The sequence below is a fragment of the Pseudomonas sp. DrBHI1 genome (genome assembly GCF_002205115.1).
Lineage (GTDB): Bacteria > Pseudomonadota > Gammaproteobacteria > Pseudomonadales > Pseudomonadaceae > Aquipseudomonas > Aquipseudomonas mosselii.
This window is the reverse complement of sequence record NZ_NIBE01000059.1, coordinates 143,079-163,827: the sequence shown is the minus strand read 5'-3', so window position 1 is coordinate 163,827 and position 20,749 is coordinate 143,079. Positions and strand designations below refer to the sequence as shown.

At 65.4% G+C, this 20,749-nt stretch carries 22 protein-coding genes; 14 read left to right on the top strand and 8 right to left on the bottom strand.

Annotation, left to right across the window (positions count from 1 at the left end; all coding sequences use genetic code 11):
- Positions 1-85 precede the first annotated feature (85 nt).
- A complete protein-coding gene (locus CC207_RS12805; RefSeq protein ID WP_069015882.1) occupies positions 86-1,006 on the top strand; it encodes an SdiA-regulated domain-containing protein in 921 nt (306 codons plus the stop codon).
- Positions 1,007-1,092: 86 nt separating this feature from the next.
- Entirely contained in the window at positions 1,093-1,998 is a 906-nt protein-coding gene (locus tag CC207_RS12800) for an SdiA-regulated domain-containing protein (RefSeq protein WP_028688494.1), read from the top strand.
- Positions 1,999-2,069: 71 nt separating this feature from the next.
- Here CC207_RS12800 and rpiA read toward each other — a convergent pair whose 3' ends face one another.
- A complete protein-coding gene (gene rpiA / locus CC207_RS12795) occupies positions 2,070-2,744 on the bottom strand; it encodes a ribose-5-phosphate isomerase RpiA (RefSeq protein WP_011536226.1) in 675 nt (224 codons plus the stop codon).
- A 133-nt stretch (positions 2,745-2,877) separates the two neighbouring features.
- On the opposite strand from rpiA, the gene ilvA reads away from it, so the two are divergent.
- Positions 2,878-4,392, top strand: coding sequence for a threonine ammonia-lyase, biosynthetic (gene ilvA / locus CC207_RS12790; RefSeq protein ID WP_028688495.1), 1,515 nt, complete (start codon positions 2,878-2,880; stop codon positions 4,390-4,392).
- A gap of 72 nt (positions 4,393-4,464) precedes the next feature.
- Positions 4,465-4,890 (top strand): DUF2269 family protein, encoded by a 426-nt coding sequence (locus CC207_RS12785; protein ID WP_028688496.1) that lies wholly within the window; start codon positions 4,465-4,467, stop codon positions 4,888-4,890.
- Between the two features lie 32 nt (positions 4,891-4,922).
- On the opposite strand, the gene CC207_RS12780 is transcribed toward CC207_RS12785, so the two are convergent.
- Positions 4,923-5,579, bottom strand: coding sequence for an HAD family phosphatase (locus CC207_RS12780; RefSeq protein ID WP_028688497.1), 657 nt, complete (start codon positions 5,577-5,579; stop codon positions 4,923-4,925).
- 141 nt (positions 5,580-5,720) lie between these two features.
- Between CC207_RS12780 and CC207_RS12775 the strand changes: the two genes are divergently transcribed.
- Positions 5,721-6,200 (top strand): RNA pyrophosphohydrolase, encoded by a 480-nt coding sequence (locus CC207_RS12775; protein WP_028688498.1) that lies wholly within the window; start codon positions 5,721-5,723, stop codon positions 6,198-6,200.
- A 22-nt stretch (positions 6,201-6,222) separates the two neighbouring features.
- Positions 6,223-8,496 carry a phosphoenolpyruvate--protein phosphotransferase gene (ptsP, locus tag CC207_RS12770; RefSeq protein WP_028688499.1) on the top strand — a complete coding sequence of 758 codons (2,274 nt, stop codon included), beginning with the start codon at positions 6,223-6,225 and terminating at the stop codon, positions 8,494-8,496.
- Between the two features lie 95 nt (positions 8,497-8,591).
- Here ptsP and CC207_RS12765 read toward each other — a convergent pair whose 3' ends face one another.
- Positions 8,592-9,338 (bottom strand): NRDE family protein, encoded by a 747-nt coding sequence (locus tag CC207_RS12765; protein ID WP_088852206.1) that lies wholly within the window; start codon positions 9,336-9,338, stop codon positions 8,592-8,594.
- A 131-nt stretch (positions 9,339-9,469) separates the two neighbouring features.
- Here CC207_RS12765 and CC207_RS12760 point away from each other — a divergent pair, with 131 nt between their 5' ends.
- From CC207_RS12760 to CC207_RS12750, 3 genes are read left to right on the top strand one after another with little or no spacing between them, the layout of a single operon-like run.
- Positions 9,470-10,252, top strand: a complete 783-nt coding sequence (locus tag CC207_RS12760; protein WP_028688501.1) for a sulfite exporter TauE/SafE family protein — start codon at positions 9,470-9,472, stop codon at positions 10,250-10,252.
- Between the two features lie 16 nt (positions 10,253-10,268).
- Positions 10,269-11,078 (top strand): prolipoprotein diacylglyceryl transferase, encoded by an 810-nt coding sequence (gene lgt, locus CC207_RS12755; RefSeq protein WP_050707398.1) that lies wholly within the window; start codon positions 10,269-10,271, stop codon positions 11,076-11,078.
- Between the two features lie 48 nt (positions 11,079-11,126).
- Positions 11,127-12,098, top strand: a complete 972-nt coding sequence (locus CC207_RS12750; RefSeq protein ID WP_028688503.1) for a thymidylate synthase — start codon at positions 11,127-11,129, stop codon at positions 12,096-12,098.
- A 141-nt stretch (positions 12,099-12,239) separates the two neighbouring features.
- Here CC207_RS12750 and cadR read toward each other — a convergent pair whose 3' ends face one another.
- Positions 12,240-12,683 carry a cadmium resistance transcriptional regulator CadR gene (cadR, locus tag CC207_RS12745; protein WP_028688504.1) on the bottom strand — a complete coding sequence of 148 codons (444 nt, stop codon included), beginning with the start codon at positions 12,681-12,683 and terminating at the stop codon, positions 12,240-12,242.
- Between the two features lie 111 nt (positions 12,684-12,794).
- Here cadR and CC207_RS12740 point away from each other — a divergent pair, with 111 nt between their 5' ends.
- Positions 12,795-15,026: a heavy metal translocating P-type ATPase gene (locus tag CC207_RS12740; protein ID WP_069015886.1), complete on the top strand. Its 2,232-nt coding sequence runs from the start codon at positions 12,795-12,797 to the stop codon at positions 15,024-15,026.
- Between the two features lie 32 nt (positions 15,027-15,058).
- Complete coding sequence (locus CC207_RS12735; protein ID WP_028688506.1) at positions 15,059-15,928, top strand: LysR family transcriptional regulator; 870 nt, start codon at positions 15,059-15,061, stop codon at positions 15,926-15,928.
- A gap of 65 nt (positions 15,929-15,993) precedes the next feature.
- Here the strand turns inward: CC207_RS12735 and CC207_RS12730 are convergent, their stop codons facing one another.
- On the bottom strand, positions 15,994-16,470 hold the full coding sequence (locus CC207_RS12730) for a DUF4399 domain-containing protein (RefSeq protein ID WP_062359824.1): 477 nt from the start codon (positions 16,468-16,470) through the stop codon (positions 15,994-15,996).
- Between the two features lie 228 nt (positions 16,471-16,698).
- Between CC207_RS12730 and CC207_RS12725 the strand changes: the two genes are divergently transcribed.
- On the top strand, positions 16,699-17,181 hold the full coding sequence (locus tag CC207_RS12725; RefSeq protein WP_088852205.1) for a transporter substrate-binding domain-containing protein: 483 nt from the start codon (positions 16,699-16,701) through the stop codon (positions 17,179-17,181).
- 76 nt (positions 17,182-17,257) lie between these two features.
- On the opposite strand, the gene CC207_RS12720 is transcribed toward CC207_RS12725, so the two are convergent.
- The gene (locus CC207_RS12720) at positions 17,258-17,755 is read right to left on the bottom strand and encodes a DUF523 domain-containing protein (RefSeq protein WP_028688509.1); all 498 of its coding nucleotides are present in this window, start codon (positions 17,753-17,755) and stop codon (positions 17,258-17,260) included.
- The gene (locus CC207_RS12715; protein WP_028688510.1) at positions 17,742-18,365 is read right to left on the bottom strand and encodes a 2OG-Fe(II) oxygenase; all 624 of its coding nucleotides are present in this window, start codon (positions 18,363-18,365) and stop codon (positions 17,742-17,744) included. Before CC207_RS12715 ends, CC207_RS12720 begins: the two co-directional genes overlap by 14 nt.
- Before the next feature lie 121 nt (positions 18,366-18,486).
- Between CC207_RS12715 and CC207_RS12710 the strand changes: the two genes are divergently transcribed.
- The gene (locus CC207_RS12710) at positions 18,487-19,239 is read left to right on the top strand and encodes a DUF2059 domain-containing protein (protein ID WP_028688511.1); all 753 of its coding nucleotides are present in this window, start codon (positions 18,487-18,489) and stop codon (positions 19,237-19,239) included.
- On the opposite strand, the gene CC207_RS12705 is transcribed toward CC207_RS12710, so the two are convergent.
- A complete protein-coding gene (locus CC207_RS12705; protein ID WP_088852204.1) occupies positions 19,240-20,166 on the bottom strand; it encodes an alpha/beta hydrolase in 927 nt (308 codons plus the stop codon).
- 88 nt (positions 20,167-20,254) lie between these two features.
- Here CC207_RS12705 and CC207_RS12700 point away from each other — a divergent pair.
- Positions 20,255-20,749, top strand: a 495-nt coding sequence (locus CC207_RS12700; protein ID WP_088852251.1) for a DUF6436 domain-containing protein, incomplete at its 3' end; no start/stop codon positions are given.

Below are 20,749 nucleotides of genomic sequence, written 5' to 3'. Positions count from 1 at the left end.
CAATTGATCCGGATAATTCGCTGTTTCCCGCTCCTTTGCCGACCGTGGCGACCACCCTGCCGCCTATTTCCAGGATCCCTGTCCGATGACCAATCCCCCCAGCGCATCCCTGCCGCCAAAGCGACGACTGATCACCCGCTGGTCGCTGTGGCTGCTTGCGCTGGCGATCATCGCCTATGGCCTGGTGGTGGCCATGCATTGGGATGACCGTGGCCTGCTGTGGATAAAGGAAGGCTTCGAAAGCCAGGCCGAGCGCCAGGAAAGCATCTGGCTGCCGGACTACGTGGTCGACATCGATGCCAAGCCGTTGCCGGGCATGGAGCGTGACGAAGCATCGGACCTCGCGTTCAATCCGCACACCCGCACCTTGTTCTCGGTCATGGGCAAGCACCCATTCCTGGTCGAGCTCACCCTTGACGGTGATGTATTGCGCAAGATTCCCCTGGTGGGCTGGTCGAACCCGGAAGGCGTGGCGGTACTCGAAAATGGCCAGGTCGCCATTGTCGACGAGCGCAACCATGACCTGACGCTGGTCAAGGTGGATGCCACCTCGACATCGCTGAACCGCGCCGACTATCCGTCCTATGACCTGGGCAATACCGAGGATGGCAACAAGGGCTTCGAAGCCATTGCCTGGGACCAGATCCGGCAGCGGCTGATCATCGGCGCCGAGCGGCCACCGAAACTGTTCATCTGGAGCACTGACGGCCAAGGCCCGCTCAAGGGCGACAAGCAACCGCTGCCCAGCGACGAATTGGACCTGCGCAACCTGTCGGCACTGGGCATCGACCCGCGCACCGGTCACCTGCTGGCACTGTCGGCGGACTCCAACATGCTGCTCGAACTGGACGAGAAGGGCGAGCAGGTCAGCTTCATGACCTTGCTCGGTGGCTTCAACGGCCTGGGTGACACCATTCCGCGGGCTGAAGGTGTGGCGATGGATGACAGGGGCAACCTGTACATCATCAGTGAGCCCAACCTGTTCTATCGTTTCAGGAAGCCCTGAACTGCCAGACTTTCCTGATGATGGCATTAAGCTTTGCTTCAGTTGATAGTGGTTAGCTACGCGCTCCTTTCGCCGAGTCCGTCCGCATGCGCCGCCACCTTCGCCTGATCTTCGCCTTCATCGTGCTTGTTGTCCTGCTCGTCCTGGCTGCTGCCGGGCATGAGTTCCGCCTGTTCGAGCGCGGCTGGTTCAACCTCAAGACCTGGTGGCAACCGGCCGAACAAAGCATCGGCCTGGATCGCTACCGGGTGGCGATCGAAGCGCAGCCCATCGTCGGGCTGGACGACGACATCTCGGCGCTGACCTACGATCCCGACCGCAAGAGCCTGTTCACCGTCACCAATGCCCGCTCGGAGCTGATCGAGCTGTCGCTGGACGGCCGTATCCTGCGCCGCGTGCCGCTGACCGGCTTCGGTGACCCCGAGGCGGTAGAGTATGTGGGACCCAACAGCTACGTGATCACCGACGAGCGCCAGCAGCGGCTGATTCGCGTGCGCCTGGACGACGACACCCTGTTCCTCGACGCCAGCGATGCCGAGCAGCTGTCCCTTGGCATCGGTCTCAATGGCAACAAGGGCTTCGAGGGACTGGCCTACGACTCGGCGGGCAAGCGCCTGTTCGTGGCCAAGGAGCGGGATCCGATGATGATCTACGAGGTGCATGGTTTTCCCCATGACAACCCCGACAAGCCCTATGCCGTGCATGTGGTGCAGGACCGCAAGCGTGACCGGCGGCTGTTCGTGAGGGACCTGTCGAGCCTGCAGTTCGACGAACGCAGCGGGCACCTGCTGGCGCTGTCGGACGAGTCGCGGTTGGTGCTGGAGCTGGATGTGGAGGGCAGGCCGCTCAGCACGCTGTCGCTGCGCAAGGGGTCTCAGGGTTTGAAGCAGACCGTGCCGCAGGCGGAGGGGATTGCGATGGATGACGCTGGGACCATTTACCTGGTCAGCGAGCCGAACCTGTTCTATGTGTTCAAGCAGCCGGCTGATTGATTGCCTGGGCTGACGCTATCGCGGGGCAAGCCGGCTCCCACCGTGGGAGCGGGCTTGCCCCGCGATGAGGCTTACTCGGCCTTGAGGGTCTTCACGCCTTCTGCGGTCCCCAGCAACAGCACATCCGCAGGACGCGCCGCGAACAGGCCATTGGTGACCACGCCGACAATGGCGTTGATCTGGCTTTCCAGCTCCACCGGGTTGGTGATCTGCAGGTTGTGCACATCCAGAATGACGTTGCCGTTGTCGGTCACCACGCCTTCACGGTAGACCGGGTCACCGCCCAGCTTGACCAGCTGGCGCGCCACATGGCTGCGGGCCATCGGAATCACCTCGACCGGCAGCGGGAAGGCGCCGAGCACCGGTACGAGCTTGCTGGCGTCGGCGATGCAAATGAAGGTCTTGGCCACCGCCGCGACGATCTTCTCCCGGGTCAGGGCCGCACCGCCGCCCTTGATCAGGTTGAGGTGGGCGTCGCTCTCGTCGGCGCCGTCGACGTAGAACTCCAGCTCGCTGACGCTGTTCAGCTCGTAGACCGGGATGCCATGGCCCTTCAGGCGCTGAGCGGTGGCTTCGGAGCTGGCGACGGCGCCATCGAAGGCGGTCTTGTGCTGGGCCAGGGCGTCGATGAAGAAGTTGGCGGTCGAACCGGTACCGACGCCGACGACGCTTTTCTCATCCAGTTTCGGCAGGATGAGATCGACGGCGGCCTGGGCGACGGCCTGTTTGAGTTGGTCCTGGGTCATGCGGGCTCCGGGAGGGGCTGGGCGGATTTCAAAGTTGCCTAGTATAACGGCTCCGGCGGCTTTGCTGTGGTCGCCCGACGTGACGCTGCGGTAGACTCCCAGCCCTTGTCCCGCGGCCCAGTGATGCTTTCCGATGCTCGAACAGTACGTCAAGAAGATCCTCACCTCGCGCGTCTACGACGTTGCCGTCGAAACCCCGCTGCACAGCGCCGGGCAGTTGAGCAAGCGCCTGGGCAACACCGTGCTGCTCAAGCGCGAGGACCTGCAGCCGGTGTTCTCGTTCAAGATCCGCGGGGCCTACAACAAACTCGCGCAACTGAGCGCCGAGGAACTGGCCCGCGGCGTGGTCACCGCTTCCGCCGGCAACCACGCCCAAGGCCTGGCCCTGGCGGCGCGGGAGCTGGGGATCAAGGCGACCATCGTCATGCCCAAGACCACCCCGGAGATCAAGATCGAAGGCGTGCGCTCGCGGGGCGGCAAGGTGGTGCTGCACGGCGACACCTTCCCCGAGGCACTGGCCTACTCGCTGAAGCTGGTGGAGGAGAAGGGCTTCGTCTACATCCACCCCTACGACGATCCGCACACCATCGCCGGGCAAGGCACCGTGGCCATGGAAATCCTGCGCCAGCACCCGGGCCAGCTGGACGCGATCTTCGTGCCGGTCGGCGGCGGCGGGCTTATCGCCGGCATCGCGGCGTACGTGAAGTACTTGCGCCCCGAGATCAAGGTGATCGGCGTCGAGCCGGACGACTCAAACTGCCTGCAGGCGGCCATGGCCGCAGGCGAGCGCGTGGTGCTGCCGCAGGTCGGCCTGTTCGCCGACGGCGTGGCGGTGGCGCAGATCGGCCAGCACACCTTCGACATCTGCCGTCATCATGTAGACGAGGTGATCACCGTCAGCACCGACGAGATCTGCGCGGCGATCAAGGATATCTACGACGATACCCGCTCGATCACAGAACCTGCAGGCGCACTGGGCGTGGCCGGTATCAAGAAATACGTCGAGCTCAAGGGCGTTGCCGGGCAGACCCTGGTGGCCATCGACTCGGGTGCCAACGTCAATTTCGACCGCCTGCGCCATGTGGCCGAGCGCGCCGAACTTGGCGAGAAGCGCGAGGCGATCATCGCCGTGACCATTCCCGAGCGCCCGGGGAGCTTCAAGGCCTTCTGCGAAGCCATCGGCAAGCGCCAGATCACCGAGTTCAACTACCGCAAGCACACCTCGGACGAGGCGCATATCTTCGTCGGTGTGCAGACCCACCCCGAAACCGACCCGCGCGCGGCGTTGGTCCAGCAGTTGACCGAACAAGGCTTCCCGGTTACCGACCTGACCGACAACGAGCTGGCCAAGCTGCACATCCGCCACATGGTCGGTGGCCACTCGGCCGGGGCCAGCGACGAGATGGTGCTGCGCTTCGAGTTCCCCGAGCGGCCGGGCGCGCTGTTCAACTTCCTCAACAAGCTGGGTGGGCGCTGGAATATCTCGATGTTCCACTACCGCAACCACGGCGCCGCCGATGGCCGGGTGGTCGCGGGCCTGCAGGTGCCGGAGGAGGAGCGCCACCTGGTGCCAGCGGCGCTGGCCAAGATCGGCTATCCGTACTGGGACGAGACCGAGAATCCGGCCTACCAGCTATTCTTGGGCTGAACACGCCAAACGGACCTCGTGGGAGCGGGCTAGCCCCGCGATGAAGCCACCAGCCAGAAGGACGATCACGAAATGGAACACCTGACCACCCTCAAGACCCTGCACATCCTCGCCACCGCCCTGTTGCTGCTGGGTGGCCTGGGCCTGGCGATCTGGACTGTCCGCGCCCGCCGCCAGGGCGATGCCGAGGCCTACGGCAAGCTGTTGCGCCGACCACTGGTGTTCATCTGGCTGCTGATGGGATTGTGCCTGGTGAGCATGCCGTTCACCGGCTGGTGGCTGGTGCACCTGGTCGGCTGGCCACTGGGGCAGACCTGGGTGCTGGCGTCCAGCATCATCTATACGCTGGGCGCGTTTGCCGTGTGGTGGCTGGTAGTGCGGCTCAACCGGCTGCGCAAGGCTGAAACCGTGGGTTTGAAGTTCACCTTGGCATTGGCGCTGTTCAGTGGCGTCTGCTTCCTGTCCATTGCTGGCCTGATGGGCGCCAAGCCGATCTAGGCTCCGTGGGCTGCTTTGCAGCCCCGCCGATCTCAACGCCGAAGAGAAATCACCGGCCACCCCCGCCGCTCGGCCTCGGCCCGCAGCTTCGGATCCGGATCCACCGCCACCGGGTTCGCCACCACCTCCAGCAACGGCACGTCGTTCAGCGAGTCGCTGTAGAAGTAGCTGTCTTCCAGGTCGAACCCGTTCTCCAGCATCCAGCGCGCAAGCCGCGTCACCTTGCCTTCACGGAAACAGGGTATATCGGTACTGCGCCCGGTATAGCGCCCGTCCTGCGTTTCGCATTCGGTCGCCAGCAGTACGCGCACGCCCAGGCGGTGGGCGATCGGCGCGGTGACAAAGCGGTTGGTGGCGGTAATGATCACCAGTTGGTCGCCCGCCTCGCGGTGCTGCTGCAGCAACGCCAGGGCCTTGGGCAGGATGATCGGTTCGATGCAGTCGCGCATGAACTCGCGGTGCCACTGCTCCAACTGCGCGGGCTCGCTGGCCGCGAGGATTTCCATGGAAAAGGCCAGGTAGGCCTGCATATCCAGGGAGCCGTTGAGGTAGTCCTGGTAGAAAGCGTCGTTGCGTTGCTTATAGGCGATCGGATCGAGAATGCCCCGCTCGCATAGGTAGTCACCCCAGGCGTGGTCGCTGTCGCCACCGAGGAGGGTATTGTCCAGGTCGAATAAAGCCAGGCGCATCGCGGTCACTCGCATCAGCCACGGGAGAGTCCCGCAGAATACGGAGTTTTCACCTCGCTGCACATAAGCTTGGCGGGCGCGTTGCTGCGCGCTCGGGCTTTGTGGAACAATGCGTTGACATGCGTTTGCGAGGTTGCTGCCGTGATCGACCCGGATGGTTTTCGCCCCAATGTCGGGATCATTCTCACGAATGATGCCGGGCAGGTGCTATGGGCTCGGCGGATCAACCAGGATGCCTGGCAGTTTCCCCAGGGTGGTATCAACCCTGACGAGACGCCGGAAGATGCCCTGTACCGCGAGCTGAACGAAGAAGTGGGCCTGGAGCGCCAGGATGTGGAAATTCTTGCCTGCACCCGTGGCTGGTTGCGTTATCGTTTACCCCAGCGCCTGGTGCGCACCCACAGCCAGCCCCTGTGCATTGGCCAGAAACAAAAGTGGTTCCTGCTGCGCCTGGTGAGCAATGAGCAACGGGTGCGCATGGACCTCACCGGCAAACCGGAATTCGATGGCTGGCGCTGGGTCAGCTACTGGTATCCGCTGGGCCAGGTGGTGACATTCAAGCGCGAGGTATACCGCCGCGCCCTGAAAGAGCTAGCCCCGCGCCTGCTGACGCGCGACTGACGACGGAGTCCGACCCCGAGCCATGCTCAATACGCTGCGCAAGATCGTCCAGGAAGTGAACTCCGCCAAAGATCTCAAGACGGCGTTGGGTATCATTGTCTTGCGCGTCAAGGAGGCGATGGGCAGCCAGGTCTGCTCAGTCTACCTGCTCGACCCGGACAGCAACCGCTTCGTGCTGATGGCGACCGAGGGCCTGAACAAGCGCTCCATCGGCAAGGTCAGCATGGCCCCCAATGAAGGCCTGGTCGGCCTGGTCGGCACCCGCGAGGAGCCACTGAACCTCGAGAACGCCGCCGACCACCCCCGCTATCGCTACTTCGCCGAGACCGGCGAAGAGAAATTCGCCTCCTTCCTCGGTGCGCCGATCATCCACCACCGCCGCGTGGTGGGGGTACTGGTCATCCAGCAGAAGGAGCGCCGCCAGTTCGACGAAGGCGAAGAGGCCTTCCTGGTCACCATGAGCGCCCAGCTCGCCGGGGTTATCGCCCATGCCGAGGCGACCGGTTCGATCCGCGGCCTGGGGCGCCAGGGCAAGGGTATCCAGGAAGCCCGCTTCGTCGGCGTGCCGGGCTCTCCAGGCGCCGCCGTCGGCCGCTCGGTGGTGATGCTGCCGCCTGCCGACCTCGAGGTGGTGCCGGACCGCACCGTCGAGGACATCGACAACGAACTCAAGCTGTTCAACAACGCCCTTGAAGGCGTGCGCGAGGACATGCGCAAGCTGTCGGCCAAGCTCGCCACCCAGCTGCGGCCCGAAGAGCGCGCGTTGTTCGACGTGTACCTGATGATGCTCGAGGACGCCGCCCTCGGTGGCGAGGTGGTCGAGGTCATCAAGACCGGCCAGTGGGCCCAGGGCGCCCTGCGCCAGGTGGTCGGCGAGCACGTCAACCGCTTCGAGCTGATGGACGATGACTACCTGCGCGAGCGCGCCTCGGACGTCAAGGACCTGGGCCGGCGCCTGCTGGCCTACCTGCAGGAAGCCCGTTCGCAGTCGCTGGTCTACCAGGACAACACCATCCTGGTCAGCGAAGAGCTGACCCCGGCCATGCTCGGCGAGGTGCCGGAAGGCAAGCTGGTGGGCCTGGTCTCGGTACTGGGCTCGGGCAACTCCCATGTGGCGATTCTTGCCCGTGCCATGGGCATCCCGACCGTCATGGGCGTGGTCGACCTGCCCTATTCGAAGGCCGACGGCATCGAGATGATCATCGACGGCTACAAGGGCGAGGTGTTCACCAACCCCGGCGAGGTGCTGCGCAAGCAGTACAGCGATGTGGTCGAGGAGGAGCGCCAGCTGGCCCGTGGCCTCGACGCCCTGCGCGAGCTGCCGTGCATCACCCCGGACGGCCATCGCATGCCGCTGTGGGTCAACACCGGCCTGCTCGCCGATGTGGCCCGCGCCCAGCAGCGCGGCGCCGAGGGCGTCGGCCTGTATCGCACCGAAGTGCCGTTCATGATCAACCAGCGCTTCCCCAGCGAGAAGGAACAGCTGGCGATCTACCGCGAGCAGTTGCAGGCGTTCCACCCGCTGCCGGTGACCATGCGCAGCCTCGACATCGGTGGCGACAAGTCGCTGTCGTACTTCCCGATCAAGGAAGAAAACCCGTTCCTCGGCTGGCGCGGCATCCGCGTCACCCTCGATCATCCGGAAATCTTCCTGGTGCAGACCCGCGCCATGCTCAAGGCCAGCGAGGGCCTGAACAACCTGCGCATCCTGCTGCCGATGATCTCCGGCATCCACGAGCTGGAAGAAGCCCAGCACCTGATCCACCGTGCCTGGGGCGAGGTGCGCGACGAAGGCACCGACGTGCCGATGCCGCCGGTGGGGGTGATGGTGGAGATTCCCGCCGCCGTGTACCAGACCCGTGAACTGGCGCGCCAGGTCGACTTCCTCTCGGTCGGTTCCAACGACCTGACCCAGTACCTGCTGGCGGTCGACCGCAACAATCCGCGGGTCGCCGACCTGTACGACTACCTGCACCCGGCGGTGCTGCAGGCCCTGCAGACCGTGGTCAGCGTCGCCCACGAGGAAGGCAAGCCGGTGAGCATCTGCGGCGAGATGGCCGGTGACCCGGCCGCGGCGATTTTGCTGATGGCCATGGGCTTCGACAGCCTGTCGATGAACGCCACCAACCTGCCGAAGGTGAAGTGGATGCTGCGCCAGATCAACCTGGGCAAAGCCAAGGAACTGCTGGCCGACGCCATGAGCCATGACAACCCGCAGGTTATCCACAGCTCGCTGCAACTGGCGCTGAAGAACCTTGGCCTGGCGCGGATGATCGGGCCTAACAAGACCCTCTGATCGTCGGTACCGGCCTCATCGCGGGGCAAGCCCGCTCCCACATAGTTGCTGCAAGAGCCTCGTGGGAGCGGGCTTGCCCCGCGATGAGGTCGGACTCACACCTCCAGGCTGACCTCGCCCAGGTGCCCGCCAAACGGCCCGTAGCTGCGCTCGACCATCCGCCGCCGCCCCTGGTCATCGACGATCAGCACCGTGCTCGCCCGCGTCCCATAGTTCTGGCTGGCGATGAACACACTCGACAGCAACCTTTCGGTGGTCAACCCCACGCCAGTCTCCGGCAGCTCACCATCCGACGCGGGCTGCGCATCGCCCAGCAGGGTCAACAGCCGTTGCGGATCGGCGGCCTCAAGCAAACTCTCAAGCCCGCTACGCGCCTTCACCAGCTTGGGCCACGGCGTATCCAGCCCGGCGTTCGAAAGCCCGTAGACCCCAGGCGCCAACAGACGCGGCGCGGCCTCACGGGCATGCAGGTAGCCCAGCCGCTCGCCATCGCCCACCAGCAGGTTGAACCCCGAGTACTGCCCACTGCGGCTGGCCACCTGGTCCAGGTAGGCCTCGACATCCAGCTCGCCCTGCAGGTACGCCGCCACCAGCTCGCCCCGTGAGCGCGGCCCCAGCGGCTGGCGCGGATCGCGGATGTTGGTCAGCGCGGCGAAGCGCCCGTTCGGCCCCACGCCAAGCCAGGTGCCGCCGGCCTCCAGGTCGCGCCCGGCATGCACCCCCGGCGCATCCTCCCAGGCCGCCAGGGCCTGTGCCGGCCGGGCATAGAACTCGTCGCGGTTGGCCGCGACGATCAGCGGCCGGGTCGTCCCCGGCCGCCAGGCGAATACGATCAGGCACATAGGTTGTCCCCTGTGTTTTTGGCCACTCTACCCGCGCCGCCGACCGCTATCCATCATCTGACACAGAGTTCACTAGAGCGCCGGGCTTGGCTTCCGTTACCATGCCGGATTGTTTTCCACTGGGGCCACGAATGGAATTCGCTCTCTATCTGCTGTTGGGCGCCTGCGCCGGCGTGCTGGCCGGGCTGTTCGGCGTTGGTGGCGGCATCATCATCGTGCCGGTGCTGGTGTTCAGCTTCACCCTGCAGGGCTTCGACCCTTCGGTGCTGACCCACCTGGCGGTCGGCACATCGCTGGCGACCATCGTCTTCACCTCGATCAATGCCGTGCGCGAGCACCAGCGCAAGGGGGCGGTGCAGTGGCCGATCTTCGCCTGGATGACCGTGGGCATCCTGCTCGGCGCGCTGGTCGGGGCCAAGACCGCCTCGCTCATCCAGGGCCCGATGCTGCAGAAGATCATCGGCGTGTTCGCCCTGGTGATCGCCGCGCAGATGGCCCTGGACCTCAAGCCCAAGGCCAGCCGCGGCATCCCCGGCAAGCCCGGGTTGACCGCCGCCGGCGGGGTGATCGGCTGGGCCTCGGCCATCTTCGGCATCGGTGGCGGTTCGCTGACCGTGCCGTTCCTCACCTGGCGCAGCCTGCCCATGCAGCAGGCGGTGGCGACTTCGTCGGCCTGTGGCCTGCCGATCGCCCTGGCCAGTGCCCTGGGCTTCATGTGGCTGGGCTGGCACGAGGAACACCTGCCGGCCCACAGCCTGGGCTACGTCTACCTTCCGGCGCTGGTCGGCATCGCTGCCACCAGCATGTTCTTCGCCCGCTACGGCGCGCGTCTGGCGCACAAGCTGTCGCCGCGCGTGCTCAAGCGTCTGTTCGCCGCGCTGCTGTTCTGCGTCGGACTGAGCTTCCTTATCTGAACCTAGAGGAAAGACAATGCTGCCTTACCCGCAGATCGACCCGGTGGCCGTGGCCCTCGGTCCACTGAAAATCCACTGGTACGGCCTGATGTACCTGATCGGCATCGGCGGCGCCTGGCTGCTGGCCTCGCGCCGGTTGAACCGCTTCGACCCGACCTGGAGCCGCGAGAAACTCTCCGACCTGGTGTTCTGGCTGTCGATGGGGGTGATCGTCGGCGGGCGCCTGGGCTACGTGCTGTTCTACGACCTGCACCAGTACCTGGCCAACCCGACCTTGATCTTCGAGGTGTGGAAAGGCGGCATGTCGTTCCACGGCGGTTTCATCGGCGTGATGCTGGCCGCGCTGTGGTTCGGCAAGCGCAACAACAAGTCGTTCTTCGAGCTGATGGACTTCGTCGCGCCGCTGGTGCCGATCGGCCTGGGCGCCGGGCGTATCGGCAACTTCATCAACGCCGAGCTGTGGGGCAAGGCCACCGACGTGCCGTGGGCGATGGTGTTCCCACCATTCAGCGACCCGGCCCAGCTGCCGCGTCACCCGTCGCAGCTGTACCAGTTCGCCCTCGAAGGTGTGGCATTATTCGTCATCCTTTGGCTGTACTCGCGCAAGCCGCGCCCGACCATGGCCGTTTCCGGCATGTTCGCACTGTTCTACGGCATCTTCCGCTTCATCGTGGAGTTCGTGCGGGTACCCGACGCCCAGCTGGGCTACATCGCCTTCGGCTGGTTGACCATGGGTCAGTTGCTCTGCGTGCCGATGATCGTCGGCGGCATCTTCCTGATCTGGTGGGCCTACAACCGTAAGCCGTCGGCCAAGGCCACCGTCTGATTTTCACGGCAGGGGCGATCCCCCTGCCGTTCTTGCTACAGGTAAGCCATGAAACAGTATCTAGATCTGGTCCGTGACGTCATCGAAAACGGCACGCTGCAGGAAAACCGCACCGGCATCCGCACCATCAGCCTGCCGGGCGCCATGCTCAAGTTCGACCTGCAGAAAGGCTTCCCGGCCATCACCACGCGCAAGCTGGCGTTCAAGTCGGCGATCGGCGAGATGGTGGGCTTTTTGCGCGGCGTGAAGAACGCCGGCGAGTTCCGCGAGCTGGGCTGCAAGGTCTGGGACCAGAACGCCAACGAGAACGCCCAGTGGCTGGCCAACCCGTTCCGCCAGGGCCATGACGACCTCGGCGAAATCTACGGCGTGCAATGGCGCCAGTGGCCGGGCTACAAGCGCGTCCCGCTGAGCAACCCGGCAGCCATCGAGATGGCTGAAAAGGCCGGTTTCCGCCGTATCGCCCAGGACGAGGAAGACGGCCAGGCGTTCGTCATCCTGTACAAGGCCATCGACCAGGTACGCCAGTGCCTGGACACCATCGCCAACGACCCGGGCAGCCGACGTATCCTGTTCCACGGCTGGAACTGCGCCCAGCTGGATGAAATGGCCCTGCCGCCGTGCCACCTCCTGTACCAGTTCCACCCGAATGTCGAGACGAAGGAAATCTCCCTGACCCTCTACATCCGCTCCAACGACCTGGGCCTGGGCACGCCGTTCAACCTCACCGAGGGCGCGGCGCTGCTGTCGCTGTTCGGCCGCCTGACCGGCTACACCCCGCGCTGGTTCACCTACTTCATCGGCGATGCCCATGTGTACGAGAACCACCTGGACATGCTCAATGAGCAGATGAAGCGTGAGCCGTTGGCGGCACCGAAGCTGGTGATCAGCGACCGCGTGCCGGCATTCGCCGAGACCGGCAAGTACGAGCCGGAGTGGCTGGAGAAGATCGAGCCAAGCGACTTCTGGCTGGAAGGCTACGAGCACCATGCGCCGATGACCGCGCCGATGGCGGTGTAGCTTTTCAGATTGCCGGGGCTGCCTTGCAGCCCATCGCGACACAAGGCCGCTCCCACAGGTACGGTGCAGAACCTGAAACTGCGCTGTACCTGTGGGAGCGGCCTTGTGTCGCGAAAGGGGGGCGCAGCGCCCCCAGTACTTTCAATGCCCGTGGCTTCTGCCTACATGGGAATGCTCGGTTTCCGGCACCGTCACCGCCCCATTGGTCTCCAGTTGCTGGAGAATCGCGCACTCCGCCCCCTGCGCATTGCACCGCTGCCTCAACTCCACCAGCTGCGCCTGCAGCGCCACCAGCCCGTCGATCCTCGCCTGCACATGCTCGATATGTTCGTCGATCAGCGCGTTGACGCTGCCGCATGAGCCGTCGGGGCTGTCGCGCAGGTTCAACAGGCTGCGGATCTCATCGAGGGTCATGTCCAGGGTGCGGCAGTTGCGGATGAAAGTCAGCCGCTCGACATGGGCCTGGGTGTAGAGCCGATAGTTGCCGTCGCTGCGGGCGGGCTCGGGCAGCAGCTGCTCACGCTCGTAGTAGCGGATGGTCTCCACGGCGCAGTCGGTGGCCTTGGCCAATTCTCCGATCTTCATGGCAAATCTCCAGCAGAGGGCTTGACCCTATAGTGGCTACAGGGTGTTCACTTGGCAACAACCCACTCTGCGGATTTGCGCAGAGGCCAGTGCTCAGTTAAGGATGATTCCATGAACCAGCCTGTCAGCCCCGACCACAAGCATGACCATGCGCATGACCATGAGCCCCACGCCCACAGCTGCTGTGCCAGCAAGGCTGCACCGGCCTTGGTGCAGCTGACCGAAAAGGCCAGCGCCCAGGCGCAGCTCAGTCGTTTTCGCATCGAGGCCATGGACTGCCCCACCGAACAGACCCTGATCCAGGACAAGCTGGGCAGGCTGGCCGGCATCGAGCAGCTGGAGTTCAACCTGATCAACCGTGTGCTTGGCGTGCGCCATACACTGACCGGCACCGCCGAGATCGAGCGGGCCATCGACAGCCTGGGCATGAAGGCCGAACCGCTGGCCGCCGAGGACGACGGCAGCGCCAATGCGCCCCAGGCGAGCAAGACCCGCTGGTGGCCGCTGGCCTTGTCGGGTGTTGCCGCGATTGCCGCCGAAGTCGTGCACTTCTCCGGCAAGGCGCCGGATTGGGTGGTCGCCGTGCTGGCCCTGGCGGCGATCCTCGGCTGTGGCCTGGGCACCTACAAGAAGGGCTGGATCGCCCTGAAGAACCGTAACCTCAACATCAATGCCCTGATGAGCATCGCCGTGACCGGCGCCGTGCTGATCGGCCAATGGCCCGAGGCGGCCATGGTCATGGTGCTGTTCACCATCGCCGAGCTGATCGAGGCACGCTCGCTGGATCGCGCGCGCAATGCCATTGGCGGCCTGATGCAACTGGCGCCAGACCTGGCCACCGTGCAGCAGGCTGACGGCCAGTGGCGCGAGCTCGACGTGCGCGAGGTGCCGATCGGCGCCCTGGTGCGGGTACGGCCGGGCGAACGTATCGGCCTGGATGGCGAGGTGGTCAGTGGCCAGTCCAGCGTCGACCAGGCGCCGATCACCGGCGAGAGCCTGCCGGTCGAGAAAGCCGTGGGCGACAAGCTGTTCGCCGGCACCATCAACCAGGCCGGTGCCCTGGAGTACCGCGTCACCGCCGCCGCCGGCCAGTCGACCCTGGCGCGGATCATCAAGGCCGTCGAGGAGGCCCAGGGCGCCCGCGCGCCGACCCAGCGCTTCGTCGACCAGTTCTCGCGCATCTACACCCCGGTGGTGTTCGCCGTGGCCCTGGCCGTGGCGGTGATCCCACCGCTGTTCATGGCCGGCGCCTGGTTCGACTGGATCTACCGCGCCCTGGTGCTGCTGGTGGTGGCCTGCCCGTGCGCGCTGGTGATCTCGACCCCGGTGACCATCGTCAGCGGCCTGGCCGCGGCGGCGCGCAAGGGCATCCTGATCAAAGGCGGCGTGTACCTCGAAGGCGGTCGCAAACTGGACTTCCTCGCCCTGGACAAGACCGGCACCATCACCCACGGCAAGCCGGTGCAGACCGACAGCAAGGTCCTCGACCCGCTGTTCGAAGGCCGGGCCCAAGCCCTGGCCGCCAGTCTGGCCGCCCGCTCCGACCACCCGGTGTCCGGTGCCATCGCCCTGTTCGCCGAGGAACAGGACCTGGCCTTGAGCGAAGTCACCGATTTCGCCGCCCTGGCCGGTCGCGGTGTGCGCGGTGATATCGGGGGCCAGACCTACCACCTGGGCAACCATCGCCTGGTCGAAGAGCTCGGCCTGTGCTCCCCGGAGCTTGAAGCGCAGCTCGATGTGCTGGAGCGCCAGGGCAAGACCGTGGTGCTGCTGCTCGACCGCTCCGGCCCGCTGGCGCTGTTCGCCGTGGCCGACACGGTCAAGGACAGCAGCCGCCAAGCCATCGCCGAACTGCACGAGCTGGGCATCAAGACTGTCATGTTGACCGGCGACAATCCCCACACTGCCCAGGCCATCGCCGCCCAGGTGGGGATTGATCGCGCCGAGGGCAACCTGCTGCCGGCGGACAAGCTGGCCAGCATCGAGCGCCTGTACGGCGAGGGCCATCGGGTCGGCATGGTCGGTGACGGCATCAACGACGCACCGGCCCTGGCCCGTGCCGAAATCGGCTTCGCCATGGCCGCCGCCGGCACCGACACGGCCATCGAGACCGCCGACGTGGCGCTGATGGACGACGACTTGCGCAAAATCCCGGCGTTCGTCAGGCTGTCGCGCCAAAGCGCGGCGATCCTCACCCAGAACATCGTGCTGGCCCTGGCAATCAAGGCGATCTTCCTGGCAATCACCTTTGCCGGCATGGCCACCATGTGGATGGCGGTGTTCGCCGACATGGGCGTGAGCCTGCTGGTGGTGTTCAACGGCTTGCGCCTGCTGCGCAAATAGGCGTCCGCAGCGCAGAACAGAGGTTATCCACAATGCTGAGCGCCGAGCTCAAAGCCTTCTACATGGTGGCGCGCCTGGGCAGTATCACCCTGGCGGCGAAGAAGCTCGGGCTCAGCCAGCCGACGGTGACCACGCAGATACGCAATCTCGAGGGCCAGTACAACGTCGAGCTGTTCTATCGCGGAGGCCGGCGCCTGGTGCTGAGCGAGGAAGGCGTGCGCCTGCTGCCGATGGTCAAGGCACTGCTGCAGCAGGAGGCCGACATCGAGTTCGAGCTGCGCAACAGTGGCCAGGCCCAGGGCAGCCTGCGCATCGCCGCCACGGCGCCCTACTACATTCTCGACCTGGTGAAGATCTTCCGCGAGCGCCTGCCCCAAGTGGAAGTGGCGGTGGAAATCGGCAACTCGCAGCTGGTGCTGGAGATGCTCGAGGATTACCGGGTGGATATCGCCGCGTCCTCGCAACTGCTGGAAGATGCGCGCCTGGTGCGCCGGGTGCTGGGCACCGATCCGCTGGTGCTGGCGGTACACCGCAATCATCCGCTGGCCCAGCGTCAGGCGGTGTCCATCGACGTGGTGGCCGGGCATTGCCTGCTGATGCGCGAGCAAGGCTCGACCACCCGCAAACTGACCGAGCAGATGATGCAAGAAGCCAATGTGAAGGCCGGGGCCTTGCTGGAGATCGGCAGCCGCGAGTCGATTCGCGAGGCGGTGCTGCGCAACATCGGCATCAGCATCATTGCCCGCCACGAGGTGCCGCATAACCCGGAGCTACGGGTGCTGGCGCTGGAGGAGGCGCCGGTGATGCACGAGTACCTGTACTGCCTGAAGGAGCGGCGTCAGGCGCGATTGCCGGCGGCTTTTCTGGGCGTGGCGCAGGAAGTGGTTGGCTCGCAATTCTGAAACGCTTGCCCGTCTGCAATGCGCTCATCGCCGGCAAGCTGGCCGGCCGGCGATGGCGCGGCGGGTCACTTCACGTTGACGGTGATCTTCTGCGACTCGACGCTTGGCTTGAACGGCACGTGGTACTTGTCGCCCAGCACCAGCTGCAGGGTGTGCTTGCCCGGCGTGAGGGTGATGGTTGCCTCGGTCTGCGCCTTGCCGAAGTGCAGCACCTGCGGGCCTGCCGGCAGCGGCGCGTTGTTCTCGGGCATCAGGCTCGTGGGCAGCGGCTGGTCGGCCAGGGGCGCCTTGTCCACATCCACCAGCAGGTGGTGATGGCCAGAGTGCGGGGTCTGGTCGCCCGCGGGCTTGAGGTCCATGCCTTCGATGCCGAACTTGACGGTGAAGGTCTTGTCGACCGTGGCCCCATCAGCGGGGGAAACGATGAAGACCTTGGCGCCTTCCGGTGGCTGCTCGCTCTTCAGGGCATCCGCGGCACTGGCGAACACCGACGCCCCCATCAGCAGACCGGCGACGGCAGCACGCGAAAATAGGCTTTTCATTCACTTCTCCTGTGATTCACTTCAATTGACCGCTATCACTTAAAGGCAGTGTGGCGGTACTTCACCATAGTCCAACGCGACCGGGAGAGGTTCAAAAACAGGGACAGAAATATTTCAGGGCCGAAGAAAACCTTGCCGCGACCTGGAGGTCTTAGGCTGCGTTCGACCGGGGCAGACGAGAAAGCCACGGCGAATGCACTTCATCTGCCGAACAAGAAAGGGGCACTCATGCGTTTGACCATTGGCATTCTGCTGGCGGCACTGTTCAGCCCATTGGCCCAGGCCGAACTGATCGACGAAATCAACGACCGTGGCGAACTGCGCATCGCCGTGCTTGGCGACACGCCGCCCTATGCGTTCAAGGAGAACGAACACCTGACCGGCTTCGAGATCGAGTTGGGGCAGGCCCTGGCCAAGGAGCTGGATGTGCGGGCCGAGTTCGTCGAGACGCCCGCCGATGAGGTGCTGCCTGGGGTGGAGAGCGGCAAATTCGACATGACCTTCAACCAGCAAGATGCCGAACTGAGCGACAAGCTCGACGCCATTCGGGCCCTGGCCGGCCAGAAATTGGTGATCCCGTACCAGAAGGGCAATCCAGCTTTCGAGACGGCTGTGAACAATGCCCTGCAGCGGATCGAGGATGATGGCCGTCTGGCCGACCTGGAAAGCAAATGGTTCAAGGGCACCAAGCAGGCGACCACCGGACAGTAACACCGCATCGCGGGGCAAGCCCGCTCCCACGCTGCCGTCATGGTCACCATTGCGTGGGAGCGGGCTTGCCCGGCGATCAGACCTTGGCCAACGCTCGCTGCGCGTCTTCCAGCTCCAGCTCGCTGAACACGAGCACCCCTTCGCGACGCAGCAAGGCCGCGGTCACCCCTTCCCCAGCCACCTTCACTCCGCTGAAGCTGCCGTCATAGGTCTGCAGGTTGCCACACGACGGACTGCCGGACTTAAGCACCGCCACACGGATGCCATGCCGACGCACCAACTCCAGCGCCCGTCTGGCCCCGGCCAGAAACGCCTCGCTGACATCGTCGCCGGACACCGTCACTACCCGCGCCTGCCCATCCAGGACCTGAACGCCCTGCCCGCCCGGAATTTCCGCAGGCGGTCGCGGCGTCGGCAGGCCACCGGCCACCTCCGGGCACAGCGGCACCACCCGGCCTTCGGCCTGCCAGCGCTGCACGACGTCGGGATGACCACTGGCACGCCCGTCATAGCGCACTGGCTGGCCCAGCAGGCAGGCACTGACCAGTACTTTCGGCCGCTCAGAACGGGTCATTGCCACGGCGCCGGAACCAGCCGGTCAACGACAGGCGTTCACGCCCGGCCGGGAGCACTTCGTGCGGCACTTCACCCGACAGGAACACCACCAGGCTGCCCGCCACCGGCTGCACGTCGTGCTCGACACCGTCCTGCAGGAACATCCGCAACTGCCCGCCATCCTCCGGTTGCCAACCTTCATTGAGGTAGAACACGGCCGATACCATGCGCCGGTCGTCGTCACGGAAGCGGTCGAGATGGCGCTTGTAGAAAGCCCCCGGGGGATACAGCGCAAAATGGCACTCGAAGTCCTCAAGCCCCAGGAACAAACCCTGGTTGATGGCCTGGCGCAGGCTGTCCATCGCGCCCAGGTAGCGGTCGCAGACCTCCGACTCGCCGGGGTCGAGCCACTGGATCTGGTCGCCACGGATCGCCTCGCGGATCTCCTGCGCGGCGCCGCGACCGACGCTGGCCGGGTTGAGTTCGCCCTCGGCGTGACGGCGACGGCATTCGGCCGCCAGCGCGCGCGACAGCGCGTCGGGCAGGAAGAGAGGTTGCTGCGACCAGCCACGGGTGGCCAGGTCGTCGACGATCGTCGACAGCAGCGGATGTTCGAAAGGCGTGTGCATGGCGCATCATAGCCATTCGCCAATCGCTCGCACAGCGCCACTTGGTCAGGAAGCGCCGCTGGCGACTCGACAAAGCCCCGCCACGCCTAGGACAATAGCGGCCTGCCGACAGGAGTCCTGAATGCGCCGTCTGTTTTCCCTGCTTCTGCTGATGATCTGCACCATGCCTGTCTGGGCGGACAGCCTCGAACAGTTGTACAAGGCCGCCGGCTGGCCCGACCAGCGCGTCCATTTCAACGATGCCGTGAGCGCTGCCCAGCAGCGCTACCGCAACAGCCTGCCGCCTGCCGTCTACCAGGCGCTGGTCAACAACAGCAACCAGCGCTTCCAGGCCCAGGCCATGGACCGCCGGGCCCAGGCGCAGCTGCGCGCCAACCTGGCGAATCCCTCGCCGGCCCTGGCGTTCTTCCAGTCACCGCTGGGGCGTAAGGTGGTGGCCGCCGAGCTGCTGGCCACGCGCAAGGACCAGCTGGCCAAGAATGCCAAGGGCCTGCCCAAGGTCCAGGCCAGCGACAACCGCCTGCTGATCGTCGGCCACCTGGCCCAGGCCCTGCCGGCCCGCGAAGCCGGCGCCGAGGTCAGCCTGGCGATCGCCGGCGTGGCGGCCGACAGCCTGAGCTCGATGCTGCCCGGCCTGTTCGGTGGCGGCCAGGCGCAGAACCTGCTCGATGGCCAGCGCCAACGCTTGATGAATCAGGTCGGCGAAGACCTCAACAATACCCTGCTGTACGTCTATCGCGACCTGTCGGACGCCGAGCTGGAGGAATTCGCCACCTTCGCCGAATCCGCCGACGGCCAGGCCTACTACAAGGCGGCGGTGGCAGCGGTACGCGCCGCCCTGGCCGTGGGCCAGAATGCCGCCGAGCTGAAGTGATCAGCCCAGGCGCTGGCCGATGAAGTCGAAGTAGCGCTGGCGAATGCCGGGCAGCTCGTTGGCCAGGTGATGCCGCGCCTCGGGCAGCATGAGGATCTGCGGTTCGGCGAACTTGGCCTTGAGCACCTTGAGGTTGTAGGGCCAGTCCACCGTGCCGTCCGCCTCGCCCTGCACGATCAGGGGCTGGCGCGTGCTGCGCGGCGCGGCTTCGATACGCCGGACCCACTTCATCAACGCCCCCACCCAGGCAGTCGGCAGGCGCCGTGGCTGCAGCGGGTCGGCCTCGAGGAAGGGCAGGAAGGCCGGGTCGTTGGTGTTCTCACTGAAGCGCCGCTCGATGCCGCTGACGAAGTGGCGCAGCACCCGATAGCTCAGTTTCGACCAGTGCCAGGCACGTGGGCGCACCAGGGGCGCCAGCAGGATCACCTGGCCGTCGGCCGGGCTGCGTTCACCCTGGTGCAGCAGGTGATCGACCACGATTGCCCCGCCGGTGCTCTGTCCGCATAGATGCCAGGGTCGCGGCAGTTCCAGCAGGCGGGCCTGTTCGAACAGTGCATCGAGCACCTGCTGGTAGATGCCGAAGTCATCGATGCTGGCCCGCTCGCCGCTGGACAGGCCATGACCGGGCAGGTCGCAGCCGATCACTGCGTAGCCCTGGCCCAATGCCCACGCGATCACATGCCGGTACAGGCCCATGTGGTCGTAATAGCCGTGCAGCAGGAACACCGTCGCCACCGGTTGCTCCGGCAGCCAGAGCTGTCCGACCAGATCGAAGCCCGCCACCTGGAAGCCACCCAGCCAACTGCGCGCGGGCAGATCCAGGCCGTAGAAGCGCTGGTAGGCCTGGCCCTGGGCGGACAACGGCTGGCGATCAGCAAGGGGCGACAGGCTGGTACGCAGCTGGTCGGGATTGAAGCTGGCGGGCATCGGTACATCCAGTGTGAAGCAAGTATTGATCTGCGATATTCAGCTCTGCGCCGCGCCATGGCAAGCTTGGCCCCTCCTCCGATGAACAATGCGACCTCGTGCCAAGGCCCCCATGGCGAAGCGATTTATCACATTACTTGCACTGCTGCTCTGCGCCACCACCCTCTGGTGGGCCTACGACAGCTTCCAGTCCCGCTACCTGCGCACCTTCGACAACCAGACCACCTTCTTCGACGGCAGCCAGCTGCGCCTGCCCCCCGAACTGGCAGGTCCGGGCCCGATCCGCGTGGTGCACTTCTGGGACCCGGCCTGCCCCTGCAACGTCGGCAACCAGCAGCACCTGGGCGAGCTGTTCGAGCGCTTCGCGCCGCTCGGGGTCAGCTTCCATGTCGTGCAAAAACCTGGCAGCCACGGCCGACTGCCGGCCAACCTGGGAGCGCTGAAGCCCCTGGCCAGCCTGCCCGGCAGCGAGCACCTGCCCGCAAGTCCCGCCGTGGCAATCTGGGACCACGACGGCAACCTCGCCTACTTCGGCCCCTACAGCGAAGGGGCGGTGTGCAACTCCAACAACAGCTTCATCGAA